This window comes from Vibrio sp. Of14-4, from assembly GCF_022347625.1.
Lineage (GTDB): Bacteria > Pseudomonadota > Gammaproteobacteria > Enterobacterales > Vibrionaceae > Vibrio > Vibrio pristinus.
In genome coordinates, this window is sequence record NZ_JAKRGI010000007.1 from 126,138 (window position 1) to 152,938 (window position 26,801).

Sequence of the window (26,801 nt, forward strand, 5' to 3'; positions counted from 1 at the left end):
GACTTTATTTTAGAGGCTAGGGCTAGCCTCTAAAGCTTAGCTGAGGACTCGTAAGTGTTTAACAATATTCTGGTAGTATGTGTGGCTAATATATGCCGTTCTCCTCTTGGTGAGGCGCTTCTTCAGAATCTATTACCTGATATCAGAGTCTCATCAGCAGGATTGGCAGCAGAAAAGAGCAAATTTGTAGGTAAACCAGCCTATGATAAATCTATTCTAGTCGCGCAGGAAAATGGTATTGACATATCAAATCATCGCTCTAAGCAGGTAAGTTCGAGTCTTTGCTCAGAGTTTGATTTGATATTGGTAATGGAACAAGAACATATTGAAGCGATAACCAATATTGCTCCAGAAGTTCGTGGTAAGACCATGCTATTTGGACAGTGGATAGGTCAGAAAGACATCCCCGATCCTTACAAACAAAGCAAAGAAGCATTTGACTATGCCTATCAGCTTATTGACCAAGCAGCGCAGGCTTGGGCGAAGAAATTACAGTAATTCATCCTTAATTGGGTATTTAGGACTTTATAGACAATGGCCACACAGCAGATTAAGCAGCGCATTGAAAGTGCTTCTGATGAGATTGACTTAGCAAGGCTTTTTGCCCTTATTATCGACGGTAAGTGGATAATTATTACCGCAACCATGCTTTTTGCAATTTTTGGTATCGCTTTTGCGCTTCTATCAACACCTATTTATAAAGCCGATGCTCTGATTCAAATTGAGCAAAAAAGCTCGGGTGGTATATCGGCTATGGTTGGCGATATGGGAGAGCTTTTTGCACAAGAGTCCTCCGCAACCACTGAAATAGAGATCATTAAATCTCGAATGATATTAAGTGACACCGTAGATAAATTTAACTTAACCACTGTTGTGGTACCCGAATACTTCCCTCTAGTAGGCAAAGGTTTTTCTCGTCTTATGGGGGTTCAACCGAGTATTCATGTTGCCAAGTTTGAGGTACCATCGCACATTCAAGCATTGCCGCATCAAATCGTAGTTACTGCCCATGATAAGCAGTCATACCAACTTGTTGATCAGGATGGAGGAGTTATTCTTTCTGGCTATGTAGGAAAATGGGCGAAGTCAGATGGATATAAATTATTCGTATCTGAGTTGGATGCTGAAACTGGTGCGACTTTTAAGATTAGCAAGCGCAGTTCTTTGGAAGCTATTAAATGGCTGAAAGACAATTTATCGATAAGCGAGCGCGGTAAGCAAACAGGTATTGTTGAGTTGTCTTTTGTCGGTGAAGACCGAGCGAAAATCCAATCGATATTAAATGATATTAGCCAAAACTACTTTTTACAAAATGTAAAACGCAACTCAGCAGAAGCGGAGAAAAGTTTGGCATTTTTGAAAGATCATCTGCCTTCAGTCAAAAGCGATTTGAATAGTGCTGAAAATAAGTTAAATACCTATCGCCAAGATAATGAGTCAATTGATTTAAGCTTGGAAGCTAAATCAACGTTAGAAGTGATGGTAAAACTTGAAGCGCAGCTTAATGAGCTGACATTTAAAGAAAGCGAAATTAGCCAAAGATTTACAACAGATCATCCGGCTTATAAATCTCTTTTGGATAAGCGGCAAGTTTTGCTTGAAGAGAAGCAGCGTTTAAACGGTCAAGTGCAAAAGTTACCTAAAACTCAACGTGAAATTCTGCGTATGACTCGTGATGTTGAAGTTAACCAACAAATCTATATTCAGCTTCTGAATAAGGTTCAAGAGTTAAACATTATTAAAGCTGGCACTGTAGGTAACGTTAGGATACTAGACAAAGCGCAAGCTTTCGATCGAGCGGTCAAACCTAAAAAAGCGCTTATTGTAGTGCTTGCTACTATGCTTGGTGGAATGTTGAGTGTTGCGTATGTACTACTCAAAGCCGCCTTTCATAAAGGTATTGAAAATCCGAGCGATATTGAGGAGATTGGGTTATCAGTATATGCAAGTGTTCCAAAGTCTGCACTGCAGGCTGAGTTTATTACGAAACAAATTGGAAGACTTAAAAAGAGAGATAGTTCGGCTAAAATGCTGTTAGCAGAAAGCAATCCATTAGATCTATCAATTGAAGCATTGAGAGGTCTACGTACTAGCTTACACTTTGCCATGTTGGAAGCGAAAAATAACGTTTTGATGATCTCAGGTCCTGCTCCCAATGTTGGTAAAACTTTTGTATCGACTAATTTTGCAGCGGTTGTTGCTAAAGCAGGGCAGAAAGTACTGTTAGTTGATGCAGATATGCGCAAAGGGTACTTACAACAGCCATTTGGTCTGAAAGCTGAAGACGGTTTATCTGATTACTTGATCGGTAATCTTGAATGCTCGTCGGTAATAAAAAGTACAGACATGGATAACCTTAACATTATTACTCGTGGCGTGATTCCCCCAAACCCTTCTGAGCTACTGATGCACCAAAGGTTTACAGAGTTAGTTGAATGGGCATCTGATAAATACGACTTAGTGATTATTGATACTCCTCCTGTTCTCGCTGTTACCGATCCAAGCATAGTAGGGATGCATGCGGGAACCACTCTGATGGTGACACGTTTTGGTGTAAATTCAATCAAAGAGATTGACGCAGCCAGATGCCGCTTCGAGCATGCAGGGATAAATGTTAAAGGTGTGATTTTTAATGCTGTAGAACAGAAAGCTTCTACAGACTATGGCTATTACAGTTATGCTTATACGAATGACAAATAATATCTCTTATTCTATTTAATAATGTAGATTTATATTGGTTTAGATTTAAATCTGAGTAATAAGGTTTTATCAAATATATAGCGAGTAAAATTCGGCGAAGATATAAGCTTTTGGGGGCTGCAACCCAAGGGCGGTAGCGTTCTTTTTTATTATGCTATATATTCTATTTAGGTTGTTATTAATATGCCTAATATCATAGGTGGTAATTTTTTTATGAATGATATTCAGAGCAAAAATCAAAGTAAAGAATGGTTTCTAGTTAAATGCAAGGCTAGACAAGAGCAGCGCGCCAGTTTGAACTTTGCTAACCAATCAATTCCCTCTTACTATCCGCTTGTTGATGTGGTTAAAGTGCGACGCGGTAAGAAAGAAGTTGTTCGCGAAGCACTTTTCCCAGGCTATATTTTTGTTTATTTAGATTCTTCATCTATTCTAGCTTCCAAAGTAAAAAACACCATTGGAGTATACGACTATGTTAGGTTTGCCGGAAAACCACAAGTTGTTCCTGATGCTTTAATAACAGACTTAAAGCAAAGAACTCACCTAGTGGTGGATGAATCAATTCAGTCTGGTGAAAAGGTGTTGGTTAATAATGGCGTATATAAAGATACTAAAGGGATCTTTGTAGAAGCTGATGGTGACAAACGCAGTATTATATTAATCGATATGTTAAGCCAACCGATCAAGCTCACCGTTGATAATAAAAGTATTTTAGCTTTGGAATGTTGATGTATTTCTGCAAGCTATCTAAGTTGCAAATTGAATAACTTTTTAAAGCTAGAATAATTTTATATTTTGATGATAGCTAAATTGGTTTTTATGACGCCTATTGGGACGGTGTTAAAAAGGCAAGTAAAATCTATGATTTGTAAAGGATGAGCTAGATTCGTCTATCTCAAAATGAATAATATATATCTCAGGTTGCTAATTTAGTGATATTTTTCATGAAGTTGAACCTAGAGAACTCTACACATCTCCAAGTTCGTGAGTTGTTCTAAAAAATATACTACAAGAGAAAACTATGAAGATCCTCGTCACTGGTGGTGCTGGTTTTATCGGCTCTGCAGTCATTCGTCATATTATTAATAATACATCTGATAGCGTTGTAAACGTTGATAAGCTCACTTACGCAGGTAATTTAGAATCTCTTCGCGAAGTGGATTCGTCTGAACGTTATGCATTTGAGCAAGTCGATATTTGTAATCGTGCAGAACTTAATCGTGTTTTTCTTGAGCACCGACCAGATGCGGTGATGCACTTGGCAGCCGAATCGCATGTCGACCGTTCAATAACAGGGCCTGCCGCGTTTATTGAAACCAATATCCTTGGTACTTATACCTTGTTAGAAGCGATTCGAGAATACTGGAATACACTTGAAGAAAGCACAAAGGCTAAGTTTCGTTTCCATCATATCTCTACTGATGAAGTGTATGGCGATCTTCCTCATCCTAATGACGTTCCCGAGGGAGCAGACTTACCGATGTTTTTAGAGACAACCTCATATGAGCCATCTAGCCCATACTCTGCATCGAAAGCATCGAGTGATCATTTAGTGCGTGCATGGTTACGCACTTACGGTCTACCAAGCATAGTAACCAACTGCTCGAATAATTACGGTCCGTATCACTTCCCTGAAAAGCTGATTCCACTAGTGATCCTCAATGCGCTTGAAGGAAAAGATTTACCTATTTATGGCAAGGGCGATCAAATTCGCGATTGGTTGTTTGTTGAGGATCATGCTCGTGCACTATACAAAGTGGTAACCGAAGGCAAGGTTGGTGAAACCTATAATATTGGCGGCCACAACGAAAAGAAAAACAGTGAAGTTGTGAACACGATTTGTAACATCTTGGATACGCTAGTGCCGAAGGACACCAAATACGCAGAGCAAATTACTTATGTTCAAGATCGCCCTGGCCATGATCGACGATACGCCATTGATTCATCTAAAATGCAGCGCGAACTGAATTGGACGCCAGAAGAAACCTTTGAAACTGGTCTTCGCAAAACAGTGCAATGGTATCTAGATAACTCAGCATGGTGCCAAAACGTGCAAGATGGTAGTTACCAACGTGAGCGTTTAGGTATAGAAACAACAGAAGCAAAGGTGAGCAAATAATGAAAGGTATTGTTCTCGCTGGTGGATCAGGTACACGTCTATACCCATTGACACGCGGGGTATCTAAGCAACTCTTACCTATTTACGATAAGCCAATGGTGTTTTACCCAATCTCTACATTAATGCTTGCTGGTATTAGAGATATTTTGATTATTACCACACCTGAAGATAAGGCGGGTTTCCAATGTTTGCTGGGTGATGGCTCTGATTTTGGTATTAAACTAGAATACGCGATTCAACCAAGCCCTGATGGCCTAGCGCAAGCGTTTATCATTGGTGAAGAGTTTATTGGTGATGACAGCGTGTGCTTAGTGTTGGGTGATAACATTTTCTATGGCCAATCTTTTAGCCGTCAATTGACGAGAGCTCGAGAGCTTACATCAAAAGGGCTATCGACAGTATTTGGTTACCAAGTCAAAGACCCAGAACGCTTTGGTGTCGTCGAGTTTGATAAAAACATGAAAGCGGTATCTATCGAAGAGAAGCCAGAAACACCAAAGTCTAATTATGCGGTTACAGGTTTGTATTTTTACGACAATCGTGTGGTTGAAATGGCCAAGCAAGTGAAGCCATCTCACCGTGGGGAACTAGAAATTACCACAGTTAATGAAATGTACCTAAATGATGGTTCATTGAATGTAGAGCTATTAGGTCGCGGTTTTGCGTGGTTGGATACTGGAACTCACGAAAGCCTTCATGAGGCATCTTCGTTTGTACAAACTATCGAGCATGTACAAGGCTTAAAAGTCGCATGCCTAGAAGAGATTGCTTGGCGTAACGGTTGGCTATCAAATGATGAGTTAACAAAGATTGCATCTCCAATGATGAAGAATGATTACGGCCAGTATTTGACAAACCTTGTCCGAAATGTCTGTTAGTGGAGAAATGTAAGCGTGGAAGTAATTCAAACAAAGTTAGCAGGTTGTGTAATTATAAAACCTAAAGTCTTTGGTGATGACAGAGGCTTTTTTCTGGAGTCATTTCATGCAGAAAGATATAAAAAAGTAGCTGGTATAAAAGAGATATTTGTTCAAGATAATCGCTCTCGATCAATTAAGAACGTACTTCGAGGACTTCATTTTCAAAAAACAAAACCTCAAGGTAAATTAGTAACAGTAACCTCAGGTGAAGTTTTTGATGTAGCAGTTGATCTACGTCCAAATTCACAAACTTTCGGTCAATATGAATCGGTTGTATTGAGTGGCGACAATAAACTGCAGTTTTATGTCCCACCAGGATTTGCACATGGGTTTTGTGTGTTGAGTGAGTCGGCCGATTTTCAGTACAAATGTACTGATTATTATGACCCTAATGATGAAAGTGGTTTGTTGTGGAATGATCCGGTCATCAATATTCAATGGCCTCTAAAAGCACCTGTCTTATCGGAAAAAGATAAAATTCAACCACTATTGAGTGAGATTGAAGCTAAAATTAAACAAGGCTGGGTATAGCATGAGTAAGTTTACTGTCTTTGGTGGACGAGGCTTTATTGGTTCTGCGTTTGTAAAAGACCTTAAAACACAGGGGCATGATGTTTTTGTTCCTGAGAGAGAAGACTTAAGTATTTTTGAGGAAAACTTAGGAACGATCATTTATAGTGCTGGATATGGTGATTGCCAAAAAGATCCATTTAACGTTCTCCATGCCAATATAACATTATTAAGTTCATTGTTGGAAAAAGCTAGATTTAACAAATTAGTTTACATATCTTCAACAAGAGTATATATGAACCAATATGATTCTTCTGAGAGCTGTGATTTAAAAGTTAGTTATGATGATGACCGAAGGCTTTTCAATTTAACAAAATTGGTATCAGAGGAGCTATGTCTAAAAAGCAATAGGGATTGTTTGATCATTCGTCCTAGTAATGTATATGGATTAGCGAAAAATAGTCCTCTTTTCTTACCATCAATAGTAAGAAGTGCCATTACTAATGGTAGCATAAATATGTATGTTACTCGTGATTACTCTAAAGACTATGTTTTTGTTGGTGATGTAGTTAGATATACTTTGGATTTGCTAAATAAAAACGCTCAAGGGTTATTTAATTTGGCTTCTGGAACTAATACATCGGCAAAAGAAATAGCAGACATAATAGTTGATAAAACAGGTTGCAATGTTAACTGGTTAGTTGAAGAAGATATTGATTTTTTCCATGAGATTGATATTACAAAAGTTGTGAATACTCTGGACTACAAACCAAATAATGTTATTGATGACCTGAAGAAAATGATTGAAGATTTTGAAAATTTTTTCAAAAAACACAAAGGGTAAAAATTGGCCATAGTCAAAAAAGAAAGAAAGATGGGAGTTGTCCTAACTTACTTGAACATCTTTATTAATACAGGGGTGATGCTTGCATATACACCGTTTGTTTTAAGATATTTGGGGCAAGAGGAATATGGTCTATATGCATTAGCCATGAGTATATTAACATATATTGCTCTTTTAGATTTCGGTTTTGGTAATGCAATTGTAGTTTTTACATCTAAGTACTTGGTTAATGGGGATAATGAAAAACTAGTAAAATTATATAGTACCATTTTATCATGTTATTTTGCAATTAGTTTAGCCTCAGTGCTCTTAATGGTACTATTTTATTACAATGTAGAATGTTTTTTTGTAAATAGTATGACTGCTAGCGAGATTGAAACATTTAAAAAAATGATCATTATTATCGCAATAAATATCGCATTATCTGTCCCTGGTAATATGTTTAGGTCAATTCTTACTGCTTATGAAAAATTTATTCTTCTAAACATTGTCAATATAGTAAGAACACTATCAATACCTTTACTAATTGCGATTTCTATCATCTTTGATCAAAGTGTCATTACAATGATAACTATAGTTACGCTTGTAAACCTCGCTGCGATATTAACTTTAATCATTTATTATGTTTTAAATATTAAGGTTCAAATAAAACTATTTAAATTTGAGTCTGATGTTTTTCTAAGATCTTTTAAGTTCTCAATATTTGTCTTTATCGCTACTATTGTTGATCAAGTTAATTGGAACTTCGGGCAATTAATGATCGGTTCATATTTGGGAACTAAAGATATAGCAGTGTTTTCAATAGCTATTTTATTCAGTACTACATTCATAATGCTTTCGTCTGGGGTTAGTCGTGTACTTCTTCCTAAGGTATCAAAGATGGTTACAGCGGGTGCTTCAAACAAAGAACTAACTAATGAAATGACAAAAATTGGTCGTTTGCAGGCATATGTAATATTCTTAGTTCTTCTTGGTTTTACAATATTTGGTGACTATTTTATCATTTATTGGGCTGGCAAAGAGTATTATGATGCATATAAATTAACTTTGATTATTATGACACCTTTATCAATACCATTAATACAAAACTTAGGATTGACAATTCTAAAAGCGAGAAATAAATTTCATTTTAGAGCAATAGCTGCACTTATTATGTCTATCTTAACTGTTGTACTATCTATTATGTTAGTTGAAGAATATGGATATTGGGGCGTTGCAATTTCAATCTCAGTGACTTTTACTATACTGAATGGCATAGTAATGAACATTTACTATTGGTATATAGGTGTTGATATATTATCTTTTTGGAAGCAAATATTGAAAGTTTTTATCCCGATGCTTCTTGTTTTTATATTTTCTTATGGAGTAAAAGGAATTGCAGGAATTGATGATTTATTTGATCTAGTGGTAGGCTGCATTATTTTTTCTGTCTTAACATTTTCTTTTTCATTCTTGTTAACAATGAATGATTATGAAAAGGGATTAATCAGACGTCTTATTTAAATACTCGAATATTAATATTTAAACTAATAATGTTTACAAATACATCCTTTAGGTTAACTTATTAATTAGTTAATTGTAGTATCAAAAAATTACTTCTTGATTTTATCAGGATATAATAATCATATCACGGCTTATAGTAATCTTTTACTATAACTTTAACGTCGATAGCATATTTTAAATTGTTATTTAATGTCGGTGTTAAATATCATTGTTCTTATTTTATAAAATTACGAGATTTAAATGAAAGTAGAAGAATTCAATTCAAAAAAAATTTATAGTGATGTCAGTGGTGTTTCATCTTATATTGATAAAAGAATAAAGATTGAACTAAATTCATATGGCTTATATGAAGAAATAGTCGATGCTGATATTAGTGGAGATATAAGCCCTTTAGTCAGAAAAGTTTCCCCCTATTTAAATAGTAAACTAAGCGTTTGTGATGTCGCGAGAACCTTGTTTTCTAGATATGAGAATATAAAAAATGATGTTCGTATTGGTTACTATCAATCATTATTTGTAGGGTATGTAAAAGAAGGTGAATACAGGGTAAATGCAAGTTCTGGGGGCATGGGTACTTGGATTTTTAAAGAGTTATTTGAGAAAGGACTGATTGATGGTGTAATTCATGTTAAAGAAAACCCCGATAAAAAATCATCAACTTTATTTAAATATGGGATTTCAAAAACTATTGAGGAAATAAAATCCGGAGCAAAGACTAAATATTATCCTGTTGAACTATCTGAAGTGCTTGATCTAGTAAAGAATTGTAAAGGTAAATATGCTATAGTTGGTATTCCTAGCTTTATTGAATCAATTCGTTTACTTGCTTTAAATGACACCATAATTAAAGATAGGATTATTTTTACAGTAGGTTTAATTTGCGGGCACCAAAAAAGCTCTAAGTTTGCTGATTACATGGCTTGGCAAGTCGGTATTAAACCAGGTGATTTAAAAAATATTGATTTTAGACATAAGCTTGATGATGCTAGAGCCGACTCATATGCAATTAAAATGACAGGTATTATTGATGGTAAAACAAAAACTATTATTAAATCGAAAAATAGTCTTAGTGGTCAAAATTGGGGCCTTGGATATTTTAAACCATTAGCTTCTGACTTCACAGACGACGTCTTCAATGAAACAGCTGACATTGTTGTTGGTGATGCTTGGCTACCCGAGTATCAAAATGATAGTAATGGTAATAATATAGTGATTATCCGTAACCCGATCATTAATGATATAGTCACAGAAGCGATTAGCGAAGGTAGACTTATTATGAATGATGTTGATTCAGATACTATTTTTAAATCACAAGCTGCGCACTTTAGACATACTTTCGATGAACTATCCTATAGAAAATACAAAAAAGACAATAACAACCTGTGGTATCCAATAAATAGAGTTAATGCTGAAAACGAAATAAGTTTTTTTAGAGGGAAGGTTCAAGATATAAGGATGGAAATATCTTCAAAATCTCATGAGTATTTTAAAATGGCTGTAGATAGGGATGATTTGTCATTTTTTGAAAATAAAATGAAAATTCTAAATAATAAATATAAAATTATATACTATCTTATGGCTATACAAGGTAAAGGTTTAGCTGGTATTATTAAAATTATTATAGGTAAATTAAAGAAATAATCGATTTATGAAAGAAAATAACTTTAAAAAAAATATAGCCGTTATTACTTTTCCTCTTATAAATAATTATGGTGGTATAATTCAAGCTTATGCTCTTATGTCAGTGCTAACTCAATTGGGCCATAATCCTACTCTAATTAATCTTAAAAGCGAAAAACGATATATATCTGTTGCTAAATATATATTTAAAAAATATTTTTTGTTTTTCTTAAAGAAATATCGTCTAGTTACTTTAACAGTAAAAGATCGTAAGTTAGAAGAATTTGTCAATAAGTACATTGAATCTAAGTCAGCTAGTATTTGGAATAGCAAGCAATTACATAGACATTTCATGTCCAAAAAGTACGATGTATGCATTGTAGGAAGTGATCAAGTTTTTGCAAAGATGGGTTATCCGAAATTCGAAAATGACTATTCACTTGGGTTTGTTGATGATGAAACAAAAAAGCTGTCTTATGCTGCATCTTTTGGAGGGAGTGATTTTTTGGGTGATATAAGCTCAGTTAACTATCATAAGGAAAATTTAAGTCGGTTTGCTGGAGTATCTGTAAGAGAGAAAAGCGCAGTTCAAGTATGTTTTGAACGTTTTAATGTAAATGCGAAACATGTATTAGATCCCACTATGTTGATTGATAAGAAGCACTATATATCTATCATTAATAGCCCTCTTGAACAATTGGAAGAAAAAAAGCTTTTTGCGTACGTGCTAGATTCTGACTGGGAAAAAAATGACCAAATGTCTCAGTTTGCTGATCGAAAAGGAATGACTATTAATCAAGTTAATGATGGAAATAGTTCAAAAAATATTATTTCTATGCAACAGTGGTTAGGCTCAATCTATTTTTCAGAGCATGTGATTACGGACTCGTTTCATGGGTGTGTGTTTTGTATCATTTTCAATAAGACTTTTAATTGTTTTGTTAATAAAAAAAGAGGTGCTGATCGTTTTTACTCATTGCTTGGCATGTTTGGGCTTGAAAATAGAATAATCAATTCTGATATTAATGACGACCCGATCGACTGGGTTAGTGTTAATTCAAAATTAGAAAAATATAAGAAAGATTCATTAAATTTCTTGGATTTAAATTTATAATCTTTTTTCTTTTACATAGCGTCTTTAATTTTATGACATTCCATAATCTCTATTACTTAATTTAAAAACTAAGTAAAATTATTATAAGTAAATAAAATGATATATTTATTAGTTCTTGATATTGAATTGAATGGCGGCATAGAAAAATCCACGTTGAACTTAAAAGATAATTTGGTTAGTTTTTATGGTGAGGATAACGTTAAAATTGTATCCATAAGAAATGATAATAAAGATAGTATTTTTTCAAATATCTCCTTCCTAAAGCAGTTGTCAAGAACTTTTAAAAGTGGTGATGTTGTTATTTCAATGTATGACAGAATATCAATATTATTGTCTATTATTTTTGGTATTGGCTTTCGTAATAATAAAAAGCCCAAGCTGATTTCTTTTCAGCATGCAGATTATTATGCTCATTCTTTATCAGTTCGCTTATTGAGGATATTATCTTATAAATTTGTTGATAAGATAGTGACTCTGACTAAAAAAGATGCTTCTCTTTATCATAATAAGAAAGCAGTGTGTACGATTCCCAACAGTATTCCAGATATAACTATGGAGACTCCCCACTGGCCGGATAGAAACATTGATTTTATTTCTGTAGGTCGCTTAGTTGAAGTTAAGCAATTTAATTATGTAGTAGATCTTATTCCAATCATCAACGATGAAGTATCGTATAGATTTAATATTTACGGTGATGGTCCTGAAAGGACAAATCTGGAAAAGAAAGTTGTGAATCTTGGGCTAGAAGTAGATGAAGTTTTAAAGGGTAATATTGATAATGTCTTTTTGCCAATGAAAAATTCAAAGGTTTTATTAGTTACTTCTCAAAGAGAAAGTTTTTCAATGGTAATAATAGAAGCAATGTTATGTGGTTGTATTGTTATATCATTCGACTGTGAAACGGGACCGAGAGAAATTATAACAGACAACCATGACGGCTTTCTAGTTAGACCGAATGATCTTAACGCTATTAAAGAGATTTTTGATTTCCTAATAAGAAATGTAGATGAAGCAGAACGGATATCTGCCAACGCTAAATTGACAGCTGAAAAATATAAGAATAGTAATGTCTTAAAAAACTGGATAGAAATAATTTAAATGTTTATTTATATATTATTCTTTCTGGCATTTGTTCTAGTGAGCTTATGTGAATGGATAAATAAAAATAAGATTGCTACAAATCTGCTATGTATATTTCTCATTATAGGTCTTTCTCTTCTAGTTGCACTTAGAGTCGATGTTGGTACTGATTACTCATCATATGTTCGTATCTTTGAAAAAGTAACATCATTTTATTCTTCCGATTATTCAGGTCTTGAAGCTGGTTTTATTTCCTCCATATCTCTGTTTAAGAGTATAGGACTTAATGTAAATTCTTATTTTGGATTCTTTTCATTCCTTCCTCTTATGATGATTTGTTATGTATCTACAAAGGAAACTAAATATTTAGCTATTGTTATGCTGATATATTTTTCTGATCTGTTTTTTTATTACAACCTAAGTGGGTTCAGACAATCAATTGCAATGGGGTTTGTTTTTTTATCTTTTATTTTTATTCGAGATAAAAATCCTTGGAGTTTTATTTTCACAATATTAGTTTCAGCACTATTTCACAAACCAGCGATTGTGTCTTTAATATTGTACCCTATGGTTTGTAGGTTAAGTCATCGATTCTTCTATTTTACTTGTTTACTTATTCCAATTGTTATACAAGTTATAATTGGTTTTGGATTTTTTGATTTTATTGATTCTCTAAGTTATTTTAGAAATACTTCTCTTTATGTAAGTGATGAATATAATAACTCAGACATTATGAATATGCTAAAAGGAACGATTAAAAGGTCGTTTCCAATTATACTTTTGTTTATAATGATGATAATGAAATTAGAGTATAAAAATGTATTTAAGTCTAGTGTCTTTAAGATTTATTTTTTAGCATTAGTGACGTATTGTTCATTATATTTCAGCTATCCGGATTTAACTGTAAGGCTAACTAGTTATTGGTTTGTTTTCATGCCATTAACGATCGCTATAATATTTGAATATGTCAAACAAAAATTTCAGTTATTTTTCTTATTATTGATACTTTCTTATTCTTTCTTATCACTCTATGTGTATTTATGTTTGGATGTGTATCAATATAAAACTATAGGGATTTTCTAAGTGATAAAGAAATTTTCAAGTCTATATGAGTGTTATGGTTTCATTGGTGTTTTTTATCTTTTTATTTGTATTATTTATACTAAGCTAAGTTTTAGACAGGCGCGTTTAATTAGATTACCATTTGATATAAGGAATCGAAGCTATATTAAAATAGGTAAGAACTTGACCACAGGGCGAAATTGTAGGCTGGAAACATATAATAAAAATAAGGTAGGCCTGATACTAGGTGATAATTGTGAGCTTAATGATAATGTCCACATAGCATGTGCGGAAAGCATTGTTATCATGGATAATGTTCTTATTGCTAGCCGTGTGTTTATTACCGATCTAAATCATGGTTGTTATAGTAATTCTTCCCCTTCTTTGCCTGAATCCATTGTTTCTAAAAGGCCTCTAGATTCATCTAAAGTTGTTATTGGAGATAATTGCTGGCTAGGTGAAGGTGTGGTTATTACTAAAGGTGTTCAACTGGGTAAAAACTGCATAGTGGCTGCAAATTCAGTTGTGACTAAATCTTTTCCTAAAAATAGTATAGTAGGTGGTGTCCCTGCTAAAGTTATTAAATTTTATGATGAGGATTCACAAGAGTGGAAAACAGCGAACTAGCTAACAAAAAAGTACTGCTTATATCTCCTTCTTTTTTTGGCTATTCTAATAATATAATGAAGGAATTGGAGAGAAAAGGAGCGATTGTATCTCTTTATGATGAAAGACCATCAAATCATGTATTTTTAAAGTTTATCTTTAGAATAAGAATTTTAAATGATTTTTTCGCTAGAAGAGTTATAAATAATTACTTTGATAGCATTTTTTCAGATTTCTTAGAAGATAGTTTTGACTATTTATTGATAATTAACCCAGAATGCACACCCGTTGAGTTTTTGTCTAGGGTGAAAAAAGCCAACCCTAAGTGTAAAACTATTGTTTATATGTGGGATTCGGTTTTGAATAAACCATCAAGTCAGAATTACATTGAAATTGTAGATTCTTTCTTCTCTTTTGATAAGCGAGATTGTTCTGATAGAGTTAAATTTCAGCCATTGTTTTATACTAATAAACCTATCGATGGTGAGAATGAGTCTGTCAATAAATATCAATTTTCATTCGTTGGTACTCTTCATGGGAATCGAGAGAAAATATTGGTTAGGATAGTATCTCAGACGTTGGGTAATAAATATTATATTTATGGCTTTTATCATAGTAAAATTTTACGTATAATTAAGAAAATATTGACTTTTGATTTTTTTACTAACCCTCCATTTAAAGTTGAATTTAAGTCTTTATCCTATCCTAACTATCTTAAATCTCTTTCTGAATCTAATGTTGTTATAGACTTACCCAGTCAAAATCAGACAGGGCTTACAATGAGAAGTATAGAAGTTCTTGGCTTTAAAAAGAAGCTTATAACAACAAATCAAGATATAGTAAATTACGACTTTTACAACCCGAATAACATTTTTATAATAAGTGGCGATAATTTTTTAATTCCAGATGACTTTTTTTATTCAGCCTATGAAGATATAGATTGTGACATTTATGAGCAGTACAGTATTAGTTCATGGGTTGATTCGATTTTTGGTGTAAATAATGTCCAGTAATAAATTTTCAATAATAATTCCTGTATTTAACTCAGAATGTGTAATTAAAAAGACTATAGCTAGTATAACATCACAGAACCATTCATACTATGAAGTCATTATTGTGGACGACGGTTCTACTGATTCATCATTGGAAATCTGTCGAGAGTTGGAGTTAGAAAACAAAAGAATCAAGGTTTTTTCTCAAGAAAATAGCGGGCCGAATGCTGCAAGAAACTTAGGTATTGAAAATGCTGTTGGTGATTATATTCTTTTCTTAGACTCAGATGATAATCTTACTAACAACGCACTATCTAATTTAAGTGATTTGATTGATTCGTCTATAGATGTTGACTACTTTAACTGCTCCGTATCATTTTATTATGATAATAAAAGTGAAAATCAGCTATGTTTTGAAGAAAAGATACTACTTAAGAATGAAATAATAAACGAAAGTTTCATGGGGAACTCTCTTAAAGGCATCTGTTGGAATAAGTGTTATTCTCTAAATTTTTTGATGGAAAATAACATTAGATTTAAGGAAGATAAGTTACATGGCAGAGATATTCTTTTTTCAAGGTTGTGTGCCTATCATGCAAAAAAGGTAGTAGTATCAAATATTTGTATTGTCAATTCACATGTTAGGGAAGGAAGCTTTTCACGTAGTTTTTCTTTGAAGAATTTGGAATCTGCTTTAGATTTAATATCACAACATGAAATTTATTTTATCAATAAAGTGCCAAAATCATTTTTAGAAAATTTTGCTTATAAACATTTGTCCTATATTTTAATTGTGGCTATTTTTCGATGTGATACTAAAGAACAATTTTTTGAGTTTCACAAAGTAGTAAAAGATAGTTTAGAGCATAATCAGTTTTATAAACTATTTTTTAAACCCAATGTGAAATTATTTATATTTAACTTTATAATATTTTTCAAGCGTCCCTCATGGTATCTTGCTCGTTTAGTTTCATTGTTTGGGATAAAACCATATTAATATTTGGCGGTTAAGTTTATAGTTAAATACTAAAGTATTACTAATAAACCTGAATAATACTTTCCATTTCATTTGCACGATTTATTAAAAGTTATTCTGTTTTATAGTATCGATCTCTTATTTCCATATTAGTTCCTTAAAGGGCATTATTTATGAATACTGTTAGAAGGCTATTGAAAAATAGTCAGTTTCTTTATTTATTAGTTAGAAAAGCAAGATTGTTCGTAAGAGGTGTAAAGCTAAAGCTAGTTAACGAATCAAACGCAAGAACGTTTAATGAGAAACTTCTGTTGCGTATAAAAATGACCGAAAACGATGAAATTGCAAAGAAAATGAGCTTTTATGCGGATAAATTTCTTGTTAAATCCTATGTTGAAAGTCAAGTTGGGGCTAAATATGTAATCCCTTTACTTGGTGTTTGTGATGAATTAAATAAAGCTCTCTGGGATGAGCTTCCAGAAAGGTTCGTAATAAAAACAAATTTCGGTACTGGAGAACTCCACTATCATATCGTTTTAAATAAACATATGGAAAATTTTGAAGATGTTAAAGCCAAGTTTGATATAGCTTTAAGAGATGATTGGTATAATGTTACTAACGAACATACTTATAAACATATAGATCGAAAAATAATTTTAGAGGAATACATGCCAGGGGGAGATGGTAAAACTTCACCTGATGATTTTAAATTACATATGTTTCGGAATGAAGATGACTCCTTCGATGTTGTGATTCAAGTAGACACAGGTAGGTTTGAGAGGTTAGCAAGAAATTTCTACGATAAAAAATTTAATCTTTTGGATATTAGTTATACAGGCTCTTCAAATTTCGATTTTGATTTTCCGAAACAAAAAGCCCAAGAAATGATAGATTTATCAGAAGTTCTCATGGGTGACCTAACCTACGCAAGAATCGATTGGTACTATGTCAATAATACTATTTACTTTGGCGAAATAACACATACACATGTAGCCGGAAACGCAATATTTAGTCCTATGAGTGCAGACCGTTTCTTGGGAGATAAAGTCAAGTTTAACAGTATATTTTGCAAATAAGCTCATTAGGTTTATTTATTACGCAATGTAGTGCAAATGAAAAGTAAGTATATTTAATGTTTTACTAATAACCAGTAACAACTTACGTTCCTACTTGAGATAAAGGTCTCTAGTCCTAAAAGTCACATCATTCTTTAAGTTAAATATTTTCTCTTTTTTTTTCAGTTATGGTAAACGCTATGTATTAAGCTGGTACGTCTGATAAATTTGATAATTACCCACTAAATATTACCTAGTTTTATTATCTTTCAATATTAATTATGGTTAATATATGGAGATTGCAATTCCGGTACCGATTATGTAGGCATTGTCAAATGCTATGCCATAGGCCCAGCATCATGAGGTTATCGCGGTCGATATTATCGAAGAAAAAGTAAACTTACTGAACGGTAGTTTATCGCCAATTGTTGACGCAGAAATAGAAGACTTTCTGATTAATAAGCCATTAAACTTTGCCGCACCCCTCAATAAAGAATCGGCGTATTCATATGTTGATTATGTGGAGATTGCTACACCGATTGACTACGATGTAGAAATCCACTACTTCAACACCTCTTCTGTTGAAGCGGTGATTAAAGATGTAATGGCGATTAACCCAAATGGGGTGATGGTGATCAAACCTATCGTTACTGTGGGTTATACCGAGCGTATTAAACAAGAGTTAGAGTATGAAAACCAGATATTCTCGCCAGAGTTCTTACGTAAACGTAAAGCGTTATATGATAACCTGAACCCATCTCGCATTGTTGTGGGTGAGAGTTCTGAGTGTGTGAAGGTATTTGGGAGCTTGTTGTTAAAAGGCGCGGTGAAAAAAGACGTTGAAATTCTGCATACCGATTCAACAAAAGCGGAGGTGGTAAATCTATTTTCAAACAACTGCGCATGATCTATTTGGTATAGATTAAGGAATAAGTGATGAAATATTTGGTAACAGGCGCTGCGGGCTTTATCGGTAGTACTGTGGTTGAGCAGTTAACCGTCAAAGATCATCAGGTGATTGGTGTTGACAACCTGAATGACTATTATGATGTCGATTTGAAGCAAGCAAGTTTAACGCGTGTTCAACGCGATAACTTTAGATTGGTTGACTTAGACATCGCTGATCGCTTGTTTTCAGAGGAGCAACTTGATCAAGTGATCCATTTAGCCGCACAAGTAGGTGTTCGCTACTCACTAGAGAACCCGCATGCGCATGCAGATTCAAACCTAGTGGGCCACTTAAACATCCTAGAAGGATGCCGCCATAATAAAGTGCAGCACTTGGTGTATGCCTCTTCAAGCTCGGTGTACGGATTGATTGCGAAGACTCCGTTTTCAACGTCAGATACAGTCGAGCATCCAGTGTCACTGTATGCGGCGACAAATAAGTCGAACGAGCTAATGGCCCATTCTTATTCGCCTCTTTATGATATCCCTACTATAGGTCTTCGTTTCTTTACTGTCTATGGACGATGGGGCCGCCCAGATATGGCACCATTTATCTTCACTAAAAAGATATTGGATGGTGAAACAATAGACATTAATAACAACGGTGATATGTGGCGTGATTTCACTTACATCGATGATATTGTAGAGGGTGTAGTTCGAATTTCCGATGTGATTCCACAGCCAAATAAGAGTTGGACTGTCGAAGGAGGGACTCCAGCAAGCAGCTCCGCTCCTTATGCGGTATACAATATTGGTCATTGTAGTCCGATCAATCTTATGGACTTTATTAAAGCTATAGAAGATGGACTCGGCGTAGAGGCATCGAAGAACTTTAGAGAGATGCAACCCGGTGATGTTTATCAAACCTATGCAGATACCGATGATTTATTTTCTGCTACGGGTTATAAGTCTATGGCTGGCGCAAAAGAAGGCGTTCAAAAGTTTATTGATTGGTAAAAAAAATATTATCAAAAATAAAACTAAATTATTTAGTGGTTGGAGCTCATGAAAATAGCAGTTGCCGGAACAGGTTATGTAGGCTTGTCAAATGCGATGTTGTTGGCACAGCATCATGAAGTTATTGCGATTGATATCATTGAAGAAAAAGTCAAGCTTCTCAATGAAGGTTGTTCGCCTATTGTTGACCCGGAGATCGAGGACTTTCTTACAAATAAGTCGCTCAATTTTGTTGCAACATTGGACAAAGAGTTAGCGTACAAAGATGCAGACTTTGTTATTATCGCCACCCCGACAGATTATGATGTCGAAACTAATTACTTTAATACTTCATCGGTAGAAGCAGTAATTAAGGACGTTATGGTTATTAATCCACAGGCCGTTATGGTAATAAAGTCTACAATACCAGTAGGGTATACTGTGGGTATTAAGAAGAAACTTGGCTGTGATAACGTGCTGTTCTCTCCTGAGTTTTTACGTGAGGGAAGAGCTTTATATGACAACTTGCATCCTTCTCGTATTATCGTGGGCGAAAGAAGTGAGCGTGCTAAAGTTTTTGCAAGTCTACTCGCTGAAGGAGCAGTTAAGCTAGATATTGAAGTCCTATATACAGACTCGACAGAAGCTGAAGCAGTTAAACTGTTCTCAAATACCTATCTAGCACTTCGAGTGGCTTATTTTAATGAGCTAGATACCTATGCAGAAACTCATGCTCTTAATGCTCGTCAAATCATCGAGGGCGTTTGCTTAGACCCGCGGATTGGTAATCATTATAACAATCCTTCATTTGGTTATGGAGGTTATTGTTTGCCCAAGGATACCAAACAGTTACGAGCCAATTATGCAGATGTGCCGAATAATATTATTGGCGCAATTGTCGATGCCAATACAACGCGTAAGGACTTTATTGCAGACTCGATTTTGAAGCAAAATCCCAAAAGAGTTGGTATCTATCGTTTGGTGATGAAGTCTGGTTCCGATAATTTCAGAGCTTCTTCTATTCAAGGTGTGATGAAGCGGATTAAAGCTAAAGGTGTAGAAGTGGTCATTTACGAGCCCGCACTAGAAGAAAAAGAGTTCTTTCATTCTATTGTGCTAACTGATCTTGAGCAGTTTAAATCCGCGTGTGACATTATTGTGTCTAACCGTATGGTCGAAGAAATTCAAGATGTCGCAGATAAAGTCTATACACGTGACTTATTTGGTTCTGATTAGTCTTCATTCAGTCTAGAGTAGCTTTCTGGTTGCAAATCTATAGCAGCCAGAAATTTGTATTAAATTATCTTATCCTCTTTATATCCAGATAGTCTCACTAGTTAAGATCCCTTTAATGCTTAAAATATGAGTTCCATTATTTAGCTATTGTCAAGTGTTTTATTTTTTGTATTTATGTATAAATTTCGTCCATTCTTGCGTTGTAATTATGATAGATTCTTATAGATCGACCACTTTGGCGGTATAATTAAATCTCATTTTTGATAATTCTGACAGAATGTCTTATTTTTATAGATATATTGCTCAAATCCATATAGATAATATGATAGATTAGGTGTCAAATTTTGATTATCTCCACCTAATGTAGTAGTTATATGTTCTCAGAAATATTAGTAGTGAGCTTTTGCTCACTATTTTGTCTTTTTTTAATGCGACGAGTTGCGCTGGTTATTAACTTGGTTGATAAACCAAACGCGAGAAAACTCCATTCTGGTGCAATTCCTTTGGTTGGTGGGGTTTCAATCTGCTTCGCTGTGGTTCAGTTTATCTTATTTAATCCTGAGCTATTTCCTCATAGTTCATTATTTATTGTTTGTATTTCAACACTGATTATACTTGGTGTTTTCGATGATAAATATGATATTAGCTTTAAGGTTAGACTTTTAGTTCAAGCTATATTGTCCGCTTTGATGATATATGTTCCGCATATTCAGCTGAGTAATGTCGGTGATATCTTTGGCTTCGGTAGTATTGATTTAGGTGTGCTGAGCCCACTTATTACCGTGCTCGCTGTAATTGGAGCCATTAATGCTTTTAATATGATGGATGGTATTGATGGTCTGCTAGGAAGTCAGGCTATTATTACATTATCTGGGGTAGGTTTGTTGGCCATGCAAAATAACACGGCGGGTTTAGCTTACTTAAGTGTTGCTTTTATTGCGGCTTTGCTCCCTTATGTATTAATGAATCTTGGTGTATTTGGAATAAAACGAAAAGTCTTTATGGGTGATGCAGGTAGTATGATGATTGGCTTCACCGTCATTTGGCTTCTGCTGGAAACGAGCCAAGTAACCGCTGAACATTCTCTGCGTCCAATCACCGCACTTTGGTTAGTTGCGTTGCCATTGATGGATATGGTGACTGTTATGTGCAAGCGCGTACTCCGCGGTGATTCGCCATTTAAACCCGATAGAGAGCACTTACACCATATATTGCAGCGTATTGGTTTAAGCTCTCGTCAGACTCTTATTGTAATTTCTTTGCTTGCAACATCTTTTGTCGGTTTTGGCGTTTTTGGTGAGTTCACAAGTATGCCAGAGCCAGTCATGTTTGCTGCCTTCTTGGTATGTTTTGTACTGTATAAAGCAGTAACTGATTACATTTCTAAAGCGAGCACAGAAACCTCGTATTCACATCAATTAGATATGCAATAAAGTAGCTTTGCAGAAACATTAGGTTATTTCTTAATGACAGCCTAGTTATAAACAGGTTCTAGGCTGTCTCGCTACATTAGATATAATCAGCTCATTCTTCCCTCTGGTTGCACTCACATTCCTTTTTTAACTAGTATTTGGTGAGAATGCTCTCTTTGCCCACCTCCTAAAACTCTTCTTTCATTTGCGTCAAAACCGAATTCGCACAACCCCAGCAAACCGTCTATATTTTAATTGATAGATTTGTTACTTTGTTTTGGGGGCTTTATGAACTCACCGTTAATTAATCAAACTCTTCCTTCCTTTGATGAGCTAATCGACCTTGCAGAAAACAACCCTGAAGGGTTTGCTCAATTCAAACATGACATGTGTAAAGAGATGATTATGTCGGCATCTGAAGAGATGCAAGGTAGACTCTGGGCTCAGCAAAGTCATATAGATAGAGTGGTTGATAACTGCAAAAATCCTAATCATGCAAACGTCGTTCTCATGCGTGAGCTTGTTTCTCAAATGGTTAAATTTCAAGATGTACTCGAAGGTGATTCGGCCGAGACCGAGGAATACAGTAGTGCACAAATCATTCCTCTTGCTGACTGGCGCTAACACATCGAGTTAGCGCTAAGCTTTCCAAAGCCGCATTTCAAAGTTCTTCTCTGAACTCGATCACAAAAATCTTTCATATCCCCCTTGGGTTTCAGCAAAACGTCCCACATATAGATAACACAAGACTTTAACGCCTTGTGCTATTGCGCTAGGTAATTATCCAACAACATGGAAATTTTCAGGAGAGACGACCGATGAACATTCGTCCATTACACGACCGAGTTATCGTAGAACGCCAAGAAGTTGAGTCAAAATCAGCGGGTGGTATTGTTTTGACTGGTTCTGCTGCCGAGAAGTCAACTCGCGGTGTAGTTTTGGCTATTGGTAAAGGCCGCATTCTAGAGAATGGCACTGTGATGCCTCTAGATGTCAATGTTGGCGACACAGTGATTTTTGCTGAAGGCTACGGTACGAAAACTGAAAAAATCGACGGTAAAGAAGTTCTAGTGATGTCTGAAAGTGACATCATGGCTATCGTTGAGCAATAAGCTAGCAATCATTGAGTAATTTTTTGCTCAGATTCATTTGTTAATTAAGTAAAACTAAAGAATTTTAGAAAAGGAAACTAAAGATGGCTGCTAAAGACGTTAAATTTGGTAATGACGCACGTATTAAAATGCTAGAAGGTGTAAATGTTCTAGCAGATGCAGTAAAAGTAACGCTAGGTCCTAAAGGCCGTAACGTTGTTCTCGACAAGTCATTTGGTGCACCAACTATTACTAAAGATGGTGTATCTGTTGCGCGTGAAATTGAACTAGAAGATAAGTTCCAAAACATGGGCGCACAAATGGTTAAAGAAGTCGCCTCTCAAGCAAACGACGCTGCGGGTGACGGCACAACGACTGCGACAGTTCTTGCCCAGTCTATCGTTAACGAAGGTCTTAAAGCGGTTGCTGCGGGTATGAACCCAATGGATCTTAAACGTGGTATCGATAAAGCTGTTGCAGCAGCAGTGAAAGAGCTTGGTGAGCTTTCTGTTGACTGTAAAGGTAGCAAAGAAATCGAGCAAGTTGGTACTATCTCTGCAAACTCTGATTCTAGCGTAGGTAAGATTATTGCTGAAGCAATGGAGCGTGTAGGCCTAGACGGTGTTATTACTGTTGAAGAAGGTCAAGCACTTCAAGATGAGCTGGATGTTGTAGAAGGTATGCAGTTTGACCGTGGTTACCTATCTCCATACTTCATCAACAACCAAGAATCTGGTTCTGTTGAGCTTGATAATCCATTTATCCTACTGATTGACAAGAAAGTATCTAACATTCGTGAGTTGCTTCCAACTCTTGAAGCAGTAGCAAAAGCTTCTCGTCCTCTGCTTATCATTGCTGAAGATGTTGAAGGTGAAGCGCTAGCGACACTAGTGGTTAACAACATGCGTGGTATCGTTAAAGTTGCGGCTGTGAAAGCACCTGGTTTTGGTGATCGTCGTAAAGCTATGCTTCAAGACATCGCTATCCTAACAGGTGGTACCGTAATTTCTGAAGAAGTAGGTCTTGAACTAGAGAAAGTTGTTCTAGAAGATCTTGGTCAAGCGAAGCGCGTTGCTATCACTAAAGAAAACACCACTATTATCGATGGTCTAGGTGAAGAGTCTATGATTCAAGGCCGTGTTGCTCAAATTCGCCAGCAGGTCGAGGAAGCAACTTCTGACTACGATAAAGAGAAGCTTCAAGAGCGTGTTGCTAAGCTAGCAGGCGGCGTTGCGGTTATTAAAGTTGGCGCAGCAACTGAAGTTGAGATGAAAGAGAAGAAAGACCGTGTTGAAGACGCGCTTCACGCAACTCGCGCAGCAGTTGAAGAAGGCGTTGTTGCAGGTGGTGGTGTGGCTCTTATCCGCGCGGCTTCTAAGATTGTTGATCTTCAAGGTGACAATGAAGAGCAAAATGTTGGTATTCGCGTAGCACTGCGTGCTATGGAAGCGCCAATTCGTCAGATCACACAAAACGCGGGTGACGAAGAGTCTGTAGTTGCTAACAACGTTAAAGGTGGTGAAGGTAGCTACGGTTACAACGCTGCAACTGGCGAATACGGTGACATGCTAGAAATGGGTATCCTAGATCCAACTAAAGTGACTCGTTCTGCACTTCAATTTGCTGCATCAGTTGCAGGTCTAATGATCACAACTGAAGCTATGGTTACAGACCAACCACAAAAAGATGCGCCAGCAATGCCAGATATGGGCGGTATGGGCGGAATGGGTGGTATGGGTGGAATGATGTAATCCATACAGCTTAGCTGAACAAGAAACGGAGACTTAGGTCTCCGTTTTTTATATCCGGATTAATAGTCTAAAAGCTATAACACAAGCTCTCTGACTTGAGGATCTTTACGTTCTAGGTAGTGGGTTGATTTTATACGCCTGATTGTTCGGCAGCGCCCCCTAATTAGAAGAGTTTCTGTGGTTGCAATGTGCCCTTGACGTGTCACGCCGTCGAGTAAATCACCTTTTGTGATGCCAGTTGCAGAGAAGATAACATTATCACTCTTTGCCATCTCTTCCATGGTTAACACCCGATTGGCTTCCACGCCCATTTTTTTGCAGCGATTGAGCTCATCAGCGCCATGAATACGATTTTCTTCGTTATCGCCTTTGACATGATGGCGGGGCAGTAAACGTCCGTGCATGTCGCCATCGAGTGAGCGAATTACAGCAGCAGAAATCACCCCCTCTGGAGCACCTCCAATACCATACATGACATCAACTTCACTCTCAGGCATACAGGTTAAAATTGACGCTGCTACATCACCATCGGGTATAGCAAAAACTCGCACACCCATGGCTTGCATTTGCGCGATCACTTCATCATGGCGCGGTTTGGCAAGGGTAATAACGACTAATGTATCGAGTGTTTTATCTAGTGCTTTGGCTATGTTTTCCAGATTTTGTTTAAGAGGTTTATTAAGATCAATACAGCCTTTGGCTCCTGGACCCACAACCAATTTTTCCATATACATATCTGGGGCTTTGAGAAAGCTCCCTTTCTCTCCTGCTGCCAGTACTGCTAGAGCGTTTGATTGCCCCATTGCTGTCATTCGAGTTCCTTCAATGGGATCAACAGCAATGTCGACTTCCTCTCCCCCGATTCCGACCGTTTCGCCAATATACAGCATAGGAGCATCATCGATTTCTCCCTCACCAATCACCACTTGGCCATCAATTTCTGTCTGATTTAACAAAATACGCATTGCTTCAACGGCTGCTCCGTCGGCGGCATTTTTATCGCCGCGACCCAGCCATTTATAACCGGCTAAGGCTGCACCTTCTGTTACTCTGGAAAATGCCATTGCTAAATCACGCTTCATAAATGCTCCAAATGAAAATTAAGCTGAGGAAAGGGATGCTGCGCGAATTTTAGCATAGCTGGATCTGGCAAAAAACATAACTGAATCCCGATTAAGCATAGGTTTACTAAACTATCTTGAAATCATAAGTCTGGTTATGCGCTAAACTATCGGTTTTAAGGAAGCAGCCCCTTAATCCGCTTGAAGGCTGAGTTGGTTAGCCATAGCTGAAAATATGGTGTGTTTGTGTAAACGTTTGGGATATCAAATCAGGTAACTGGATGAAAACATTTCACTTTCGACAAGTCTTTATTTCTACTGCCGTGCTTTTTGTTATCTTGTTCTGCTCAGCTTATTTGCTTGATGTCTATTTGGTTTTTCCATTTTTTGCTTTTTTTGCCTATAGCAGCTTAATTGCTGGGTTACTTTGGGCTCTGACTTTGGCCCAAAAGAGGAGGCAGTTTATTGTCACAGCAATAGGGCTGATTTTTCTTGGCACCTTTGCCTCGGTTGATATATTGCTTGCCAGTGATGATGCGATTGAAGCCTTTATGAGATTGCCCAATCATGATATTTCACGCGATACCTTGCGCAACTTGACACAAGTATTATTGGTTTTAGTGAATATTTTCACTGGCAGTTTAGCCGCCAATGTGCTGTTTCAAGGGTTATGTAAGACTATTAGACAATAGATAGACGATCGTTTAGGAGATAAGTGTTAAGGCTCTGTGTTGATTCCTGCATGTTTTTTAATGGGTTATTTAGATCTAAATTCATAAAAATCCGATCAAAACTAATAAAAAATGTGCTTTGAGTCCTTCTCCGTCAGTGCATTGTCAGGGTATGCTGTTTTTTTAATCGAATGATACCAAATATACAATATAGAGCGTGTTTCTCTCTCTCTGCCTGAGTAGAATGAGGGCATAAGGTGAAGTGAAGCGCTTTACGGTAAATCGGATAATACAAGGTAGGCCAAGATGTCTTTTGAAGTACTAGAAAAATTAGAAGCAAAAATACAAACTGCAGTTGACACTATTGCTCTTTTACAAATGGAAGTCGAAGAGCTGAAAGAAGAAAAAGAAAAGCTTTCTACTGAAGCCAGTGAACTGCGTTCAAGTCGAGAAGAAATGGAGCAAAAGGCTGAACAAATGCAGCAAGAGCATTCAGCATGGCAAGACCGCATCCGTAACTTACTCGGCAAGATGGATGAAGTCGAATAATGACGAACATTAAGTAAAAAGGGTTGACCATGGTCAACCCTTTTT

General features: G+C 36.0%; 25 protein-coding genes and 1 pseudogene. 25 read left to right on the forward strand and 1 reads right to left on the reverse strand.

Going from position 1 to position 26,801, the window contains the following annotated elements:
- The first annotated feature begins 54 nt into the window (after nucleotides 1–54).
- The 23 genes and pseudogenes from MHN79_RS09280 to groL all read left to right on the forward strand — a co-directional run bounded on the left by MHN79_RS09280 (nucleotide 55) and on the right by groL (nucleotide 24,475).
- Entirely contained in the window at nucleotides 55–498 is a 444-nt protein-coding gene (locus MHN79_RS09280) for a low molecular weight protein-tyrosine-phosphatase (protein WP_239172659.1), read from the forward strand.
- Between the two features lie 36 nt (nucleotides 499–534).
- Nucleotides 535–2,700, forward strand: coding sequence for a polysaccharide biosynthesis tyrosine autokinase (locus MHN79_RS09285; RefSeq protein WP_239172660.1), 2,166 nt, complete (start codon nucleotides 535–537; stop codon nucleotides 2,698–2,700).
- A 213-nt stretch (nucleotides 2,701–2,913) separates the two neighbouring features.
- Nucleotides 2,914–3,429, forward strand: a complete 516-nt coding sequence (gene rfaH / locus MHN79_RS09290; RefSeq protein WP_239172661.1) for a transcription/translation regulatory transformer protein RfaH — start codon at nucleotides 2,914–2,916, stop codon at nucleotides 3,427–3,429.
- A gap of 292 nt (nucleotides 3,430–3,721) precedes the next feature.
- Nucleotides 3,722–4,819: a dTDP-glucose 4,6-dehydratase gene (gene rfbB / locus MHN79_RS09295; RefSeq protein ID WP_239172662.1), complete on the forward strand. Its 1,098-nt coding sequence runs from the start codon at nucleotides 3,722–3,724 to the stop codon at nucleotides 4,817–4,819.
- Nucleotides 4,819–5,697 carry a glucose-1-phosphate thymidylyltransferase RfbA gene (gene rfbA, locus MHN79_RS09300; RefSeq protein ID WP_160931607.1) on the forward strand — a complete coding sequence of 293 codons (879 nt, stop codon included), beginning with the start codon at nucleotides 4,819–4,821 and terminating at the stop codon, nucleotides 5,695–5,697. The genes rfbB and rfbA overlap by 1 nt, the downstream gene beginning before the upstream one ends.
- 15 nt (nucleotides 5,698–5,712) lie before the next feature.
- The gene (gene rfbC / locus MHN79_RS09305) at nucleotides 5,713–6,270 is read left to right on the forward strand and encodes a dTDP-4-dehydrorhamnose 3,5-epimerase (RefSeq protein WP_239172663.1); all 558 of its coding nucleotides are present in this window, start codon (nucleotides 5,713–5,715) and stop codon (nucleotides 6,268–6,270) included.
- A gap of 1 nt (nucleotide 6,271) precedes the next feature.
- Nucleotides 6,272–7,093: an NAD(P)-dependent oxidoreductase gene (locus MHN79_RS09310; protein WP_239172664.1), complete on the forward strand. Its 822-nt coding sequence runs from the start codon at nucleotides 6,272–6,274 to the stop codon at nucleotides 7,091–7,093.
- Between the two features lie 30 nt (nucleotides 7,094–7,123).
- Entirely contained in the window at nucleotides 7,124–8,596 is a 1,473-nt protein-coding gene (locus tag MHN79_RS09315; protein WP_239172665.1) for an oligosaccharide flippase family protein, read from the forward strand.
- Nucleotides 8,597–8,836: 240 nt separating this feature from the next.
- On the forward strand, nucleotides 8,837–10,237 hold the full coding sequence (locus MHN79_RS09320) for a Coenzyme F420 hydrogenase/dehydrogenase, beta subunit C-terminal domain (protein WP_239172666.1): 1,401 nt from the start codon (nucleotides 8,837–8,839) through the stop codon (nucleotides 10,235–10,237).
- Between the two features lie 7 nt (nucleotides 10,238–10,244).
- Nucleotides 10,245–11,330: a polysaccharide pyruvyl transferase family protein gene (locus tag MHN79_RS09325; protein WP_239172667.1), complete on the forward strand. Its 1,086-nt coding sequence runs from the start codon at nucleotides 10,245–10,247 to the stop codon at nucleotides 11,328–11,330.
- A 96-nt stretch (nucleotides 11,331–11,426) separates the two neighbouring features.
- Nucleotides 11,427–12,428, forward strand: a complete 1,002-nt coding sequence (locus MHN79_RS09330; protein ID WP_239172668.1) for a glycosyltransferase — start codon at nucleotides 11,427–11,429, stop codon at nucleotides 12,426–12,428.
- The gene (locus tag MHN79_RS09335; protein WP_239172669.1) at nucleotides 12,429–13,493 is read left to right on the forward strand and encodes an EpsG family protein; all 1,065 of its coding nucleotides are present in this window, start codon (nucleotides 12,429–12,431) and stop codon (nucleotides 13,491–13,493) included. It abuts the gene before it with no gap.
- A complete protein-coding gene (locus MHN79_RS20985; protein WP_239172670.1) occupies nucleotides 13,494–14,099 on the forward strand; it encodes a DapH/DapD/GlmU-related protein in 606 nt (201 codons plus the stop codon).
- Nucleotides 14,081–15,091 (forward strand): hypothetical protein, encoded by a 1,011-nt coding sequence (locus tag MHN79_RS09345; RefSeq protein WP_239172671.1) that lies wholly within the window; start codon nucleotides 14,081–14,083, stop codon nucleotides 15,089–15,091. Before MHN79_RS20985 ends, MHN79_RS09345 begins: the two co-directional genes overlap by 19 nt.
- Nucleotides 15,081–16,067, forward strand: a complete 987-nt coding sequence (locus MHN79_RS09350; protein ID WP_239172672.1) for a glycosyltransferase family 2 protein — start codon at nucleotides 15,081–15,083, stop codon at nucleotides 16,065–16,067. Before MHN79_RS09345 ends, MHN79_RS09350 begins: the two co-directional genes overlap by 11 nt.
- A gap of 152 nt (nucleotides 16,068–16,219) precedes the next feature.
- Nucleotides 16,220–17,122 (forward strand): ATP-grasp fold amidoligase family protein, encoded by a 903-nt coding sequence (locus tag MHN79_RS09355; protein ID WP_239172673.1) that lies wholly within the window; start codon nucleotides 16,220–16,222, stop codon nucleotides 17,120–17,122.
- 319 nt (nucleotides 17,123–17,441) lie between these two features.
- Nucleotides 17,442–17,996, forward strand: a pseudogene (locus MHN79_RS09360) (UDP-glucose 6-dehydrogenase); the annotation flags it as partial.
- 41 nt (nucleotides 17,997–18,037) lie between these two features.
- Nucleotides 18,038–19,006: an NAD-dependent epimerase/dehydratase family protein gene (locus tag MHN79_RS09365; protein WP_239172674.1), complete on the forward strand. Its 969-nt coding sequence runs from the start codon at nucleotides 18,038–18,040 to the stop codon at nucleotides 19,004–19,006.
- Between the two features lie 48 nt (nucleotides 19,007–19,054).
- Nucleotides 19,055–20,221, forward strand: coding sequence for a nucleotide sugar dehydrogenase (locus MHN79_RS09370; RefSeq protein WP_239172675.1), 1,167 nt, complete (start codon nucleotides 19,055–19,057; stop codon nucleotides 20,219–20,221).
- A 374-nt stretch (nucleotides 20,222–20,595) separates the two neighbouring features.
- Complete coding sequence (wecA, locus tag MHN79_RS09375) at nucleotides 20,596–21,654, forward strand: UDP-N-acetylglucosamine--undecaprenyl-phosphate N-acetylglucosaminephosphotransferase (protein ID WP_275436230.1); 1,059 nt, start codon at nucleotides 20,596–20,598, stop codon at nucleotides 21,652–21,654.
- A 267-nt stretch (nucleotides 21,655–21,921) separates the two neighbouring features.
- Nucleotides 21,922–22,257, forward strand: a complete 336-nt coding sequence (locus tag MHN79_RS09380) for a DUF3135 domain-containing protein (RefSeq protein ID WP_239172677.1) — start codon at nucleotides 21,922–21,924, stop codon at nucleotides 22,255–22,257.
- Nucleotides 22,258–22,451: 194 nt separating this feature from the next.
- A complete protein-coding gene (locus tag MHN79_RS09385) occupies nucleotides 22,452–22,745 on the forward strand; it encodes a co-chaperone GroES (protein ID WP_114785960.1) in 294 nt (97 codons plus the stop codon).
- A gap of 83 nt (nucleotides 22,746–22,828) precedes the next feature.
- Nucleotides 22,829–24,475 (forward strand): chaperonin GroEL, encoded by a 1,647-nt coding sequence (gene groL / locus MHN79_RS09390; RefSeq protein WP_160931567.1) that lies wholly within the window; start codon nucleotides 22,829–22,831, stop codon nucleotides 24,473–24,475.
- Between the two features lie 74 nt (nucleotides 24,476–24,549).
- Here groL and glpX read toward each other — a convergent pair whose 3' ends face one another.
- Nucleotides 24,550–25,557, reverse strand: coding sequence for a class II fructose-bisphosphatase (gene glpX / locus MHN79_RS09395; protein WP_239172678.1), 1,008 nt, complete (start codon nucleotides 25,555–25,557; stop codon nucleotides 24,550–24,552).
- A gap of 260 nt (nucleotides 25,558–25,817) precedes the next feature.
- Between glpX and MHN79_RS09400 the strand changes: the two genes are divergently transcribed.
- Entirely contained in the window at nucleotides 25,818–26,228 is a 411-nt protein-coding gene (locus MHN79_RS09400; protein WP_239172679.1) for a hypothetical protein, read from the forward strand.
- Nucleotides 26,229–26,513: 285 nt separating this feature from the next.
- On the forward strand, nucleotides 26,514–26,756 hold the full coding sequence (gene zapB / locus MHN79_RS09405; protein WP_114785964.1) for a cell division protein ZapB: 243 nt from the start codon (nucleotides 26,514–26,516) through the stop codon (nucleotides 26,754–26,756).
- The last annotated feature ends 45 nt before the right edge of the window (nucleotides 26,757–26,801 follow it).